The sequence below is a fragment of the Rickettsia sp. genome (assembly GCF_965035265.1).
In genome coordinates, this window is sequence record NZ_CBCDJS010000103.1 from 1 (window position 1) to 4,201 (window position 4,201).

The following is a 4,201-nucleotide window of genomic DNA, read 5'->3' on the forward strand; positions in this document are numbered from 1 at the left end:
CTGTACTACCTACTACCCAGGAAGCACAAAACGGTGAGTAACATCGGTAATTTTTTACTGCTAGCTACGATGTGCTTAAGTGGGATGTCGGTTGTTTATGTAACTTTTGTCTCTTATGTCATTCTCGCGAAAGCGGGAATCCAGAAAAAATCTTTATTTTATAAAAGACTGGATTCCTGCTTTCGCAGGAATGACATATACTTCATCACTCTTCCTTTCTACATAGCCGCCTTATGTGCTATACTTGCTTTTGTTACCCTAGTCTATGCTTTCATTGTTTCCGATTTTTCACTACAAAATGTTTTTCTAAATTCTAGTACTTTAAAACCGTTAATATATAAAATAGCCGGTAGCTGGTCGAGTCACGAAGGCTCAATGTTATTATGGTTTTGTTTATTACAAATTATCAGCTGCTGTTATATATTTTTAGCCAAAGATAAACAGCTTAAACTTTTATCTATCATCATATTATCAGCTATACAATTACTTTTTAGCAGTTTTATTTATTTTACTTCTAATCCCTTTAACGTTTTTTCCTTTATCCCTAAAGAGGGACTCGGGCTAAACCCGATGCTACAAGACATTGCTTTGAGCATCCACCCCCCTTTACTTTATCTCGGCTATGTTAGCTACGCCATACCTTTTACTATTGTTTGTGCCTCTATGTCATTCTCGTCCCTTTCTATGTCATTCCTGCGAAAGCAGGAATCCATTAATGACATAAGGCTTCTCAAAATATTTTCAAATATCGGCATCTTATTTACTACTATCGGAATTAGTCTTGGTTCTTGGTGGGCATATAGAGAACTCGGTTGGGGTGGATTTTGGTTTTTCGATCCAGTAGAAAATATTTCGCTATTTCCTTGGTTATCCGGAATTATGCTACATCATTCTATAATAGTTACTACCAAAACAAATCGTATAGACCCCTGGACTATAATTTTATCAATAGTTACTTTCTTGTTGGTAATATTTAGTACTTTTTTAGTCCGATCCGGTTTTATTACCTCTATTCACTCTTTTGCATTCTCACCTGAGAGAGGAATGTACTTACTTGGGATATTTTTGATTATGGGGATTGGTGGACTCTGTGTCATCCCGAGGCTTGACCGCGGGATCTCAAGAAGTTTACCATCACAGACTGTTTTACAAGATACCGTGGTCAAGCCACAGCATGACATACTCGGAATACTCCTCGGCAACATATTCTTCCTGCTTAGTCTTATCGTCCTAATATGTGCTACCCTTTACCCACCAATTTACTCTTTATTTGATGATAAACCTATTATTATTAGTGAGACGTTTTTCATCAACAATTTTATTATATTCGTTATTCCTATTCTTTGTACCATAGGATTATTTACTACCAAAAGCTCTATTAAAAAACATATTATTATTCTAATATTATCTCTAATAATTACTTATTTAATATCATCAAAAGTAACATTTAGTACCATATCGATTTTAACTATAATCGCATCTATATTTCTGATGCTTCATAATGTGCATTATCTTTTGATTAAAACCAATTATTTTAGAAATAAACTTAAAGCAAGTAACGCTAGTATGATCCTTGGGCATTTTGGTTTCGCCATGATTAGCTTTAGTATCACTATGAATGCATTATTACAAAGTGAAATGGATTTTACCGGAGAGGTGGGAACAAGTAAAACATTTAACGAATTTAAAGTAACATTGCAAAATATTAAATTTGCTCAAGGTAAAAATTATTATAGACAAATCGCTGAATTTTGGCTTGAAGATAATAGCCGTAATATAACTATATTAAAGCCGGAAAATAGACTTTATATAGTTGAAAAAAGTTTATCGCAAGAAAGCGATATATACTCTTACTTATCATATGATCTTTACGCTGTTTTAAGTAATATAGACGGCGATATAATTCATGCTAAAATATATTACAAGCCAATGATGAGCTTTATTTGGCTTGGAATTATTCTTACCGCCTCCGGCTTTTTTATTGCACTAATCAGAAAAAATTCTAGATTTTGTGAAGAAAAATTAAATTATTTGTATTTTTAGATATTTTTAAGTGAAAATTAATAAGGTTTTTATAATAATGGTTGTTCCTATTTCAAAAAAATCTTATAACTTATAGTCAAAAAGAGCCAAAATAGATTAATTTAATTTTCCTTCACAGATGAAATTTTTATCCATACCTCATTATAGTCATCATCATCCTCGTCGTCTGATTCTAAAATATACTCTTTGTCTAATAAAAATATATCCAATGACTCTTTAATGTCATTTATCTGTTTAGAAAATTTTTCTAAACTTATATCCAGTTTTTTTTCACAGTTAAAACTTCCTGTTTCTGTCTTGTTCATAAAATATTTTTCCATTTTTATTGGTGCTTTAAGTAAGAACTTAATTACCTAAAGCATAATAACGCCGATCATTTAGGCTCTCTGTATATAAAAATTAAAATTTGTACACAAAATTCCTAAAACTCATTCAAGAAAGCACTTAAACTTATAGCAAAGCGTGATATCCTCTTGCTTTATTTAAAACATCTTGATATGTTTGTAATCGTACGATATTTTGGTCGTATTATATTCAACCAATAAGCACAATTACATATATGTAATTATGTTCTAGTACTTTTGGATAAAAAGTCAATGAATAATGTTTATTAATTGGTTTAATATTTATAAAAATACTTAAAATTTGTTATAAAAATACAATGGTAATTTAAAAACGTATGTCAGATACGGTATTACAAAAAAATTTGTATAAATTTATAAAAGAGCGTAATATTCAAATTACAGGGCTTGAAAGAAAGTCAGATTTAAAGAAAAACAGCGTATATAATATTATTAAAGGTATATCTAAAAAGCCTTCTGCAGAAATCTTGCAAACAATAGCTGATACCTTGGGTGTTACAATAAAAGATTTGTATGATCCTGCTATTAAAGTTAACGATTATCTTAATAAACATGATTATAGTTTATTGGAAAAAACTTTTCCTAAAATAATAAATACAATAAATGAATTAAATCTAGTAGTTTCTGAACTAGAATTTACTCAAGTTTTAAGTGAAGTATTTCGTTATTATCGTTCATTACCTGACGAAAATATTGATAAACAAGTTATTGAGTGGATATTACACCAACGCGTGCAAGAAAAATATAAATTATGATCTATTCATATATTTAGTAATATCTAATATTCTGCCCATATTTTTATTAGACTCATTATTTGATTTATTTAACGGAGGGTAAATAATTTCTATTGTGTTTGATCTATTATTTGAAAAGATACTATATTTAAATTTATGTTCTTTGAGAGATTTAAATATCTTATGACAGTTTAAAATAAATACATCTATATATTCTTCTATTATAATATCCGATAACTTAATCATTTTTCTTTCATCTAAAGGGAAACAATCATTAACAATGGTAATTTTATCTTGCTTAAAATCTATTTTAAGTATTTGAGGTACATTGCTTTGCCTATCCATAAATTTTACTAAATTAAATACCAAACTAAATATTAATTGGTAAAAAACTTCGATAGAGCAGTTAAGCTCAATATCCTTTATGTTACTAGTAACTCTAAGACCGATTTTAGTAAAGTAAGGAGCAAAATAATCCTGCAACAGCTTAGTTAAGTTTTCTATGTTAATTTTAGCAGGAGATATATCGGTTAAATATATAGGAAATAGCTGATTTTTGAATGAAATATTATTTGGTTCATATGTTTCTCCTAATTCTTGCTTTAAATACATTTCCGTTAATTTTCTTATAAAGAGTTTCTTTAAGTGATGGTCAACTTTAATATTATTAAGCAATGCCGTATTAATTTTTTTCTCATCATATATGTCTTGATTTAATATTTTGAATTGTCTTGTTATATGATTACTTACTCTTAAATAAAAATATAAAAATATTGAAAAAATTAAAAACGAACTAACACCGAAAATTAAAGTAATTTTTTGTAATCTATATTGTTTATCTACATAAAATATTGAATTTCTATTAATTTTTAATTGTAAAGTTAAAATATTATTTAATCCTAAGGACTTACTTTATAATAGCCTGAAAAAACTGAACAAAAAAATAGTTAGGTTTGCTTGGTAATAAGTTAGAATAGACCAAATAACTTAAGAGGTAAGAATGACTAAGAAACAGTTTCGGAATTTCAGTGCCGAAGAAAAGACCAAGATAGTATTAGAATT

General features: G+C 28.6%; 4 protein-coding genes. 2 read left to right on the plus strand and 2 right to left on the minus strand.

Annotation, left to right across the window (positions count from 1 at the left end; all coding sequences use genetic code 11):
- Nucleotides 1-168: 168 nt before the first annotated feature.
- The gene (locus tag AC1Z7D_RS06150; protein WP_482602899.1) at nucleotides 169-2,043 is read left to right on the plus strand and encodes a heme lyase CcmF/NrfE family subunit; all 1,875 of its coding nucleotides are present in this window, start codon (nucleotides 169-171) and stop codon (nucleotides 2,041-2,043) included.
- Between the two features lie 101 nt (nucleotides 2,044-2,144).
- On the opposite strand, the gene AC1Z7D_RS06155 is transcribed toward AC1Z7D_RS06150, so the two are convergent.
- The gene (locus AC1Z7D_RS06155; RefSeq protein WP_482602895.1) at nucleotides 2,145-2,363 is read right to left on the minus strand and encodes a hypothetical protein; all 219 of its coding nucleotides are present in this window, start codon (nucleotides 2,361-2,363) and stop codon (nucleotides 2,145-2,147) included.
- 359 nt (nucleotides 2,364-2,722) lie between these two features.
- Here AC1Z7D_RS06155 and AC1Z7D_RS06160 point away from each other — a divergent pair, with 359 nt between their 5' ends.
- Nucleotides 2,723-3,160, plus strand: coding sequence for a helix-turn-helix domain-containing protein (locus AC1Z7D_RS06160; RefSeq protein WP_482602897.1), 438 nt, complete (start codon nucleotides 2,723-2,725; stop codon nucleotides 3,158-3,160).
- On the opposite strand, the gene AC1Z7D_RS06165 is transcribed toward AC1Z7D_RS06160, so the two are convergent.
- Nucleotides 3,155-3,751, minus strand: a complete 597-nt coding sequence (locus AC1Z7D_RS06165) for a hypothetical protein (RefSeq protein WP_482602898.1) — start codon at nucleotides 3,749-3,751, stop codon at nucleotides 3,155-3,157. The two genes, AC1Z7D_RS06160 and AC1Z7D_RS06165, sit on opposite strands and share 6 nt — an antisense overlap.
- Nucleotides 3,752-4,201: the final 450 nt, after the last annotated feature.

Excerpts from the sequence above, each read along its gene's own strand:
- AC1Z7D_RS06165 (WP_482602898.1), bottom strand. The coding sequence starts at position 3,751 with ATGTATTTAAAGCAAGAATTAGGAGAAACATATGAACCAAATAATATT.
- AC1Z7D_RS06155 (WP_482602895.1), bottom strand. The coding sequence starts at position 2,363 with ATGGAAAAATATTTTATGAACAAGACAGAAACAGGAAGTTTTAACTGT.
- AC1Z7D_RS06160 (WP_482602897.1), top strand. The coding sequence starts at position 2,723 with ATGTCAGATACGGTATTACAAAAAAATTTGTATAAATTTATAAAAGAG.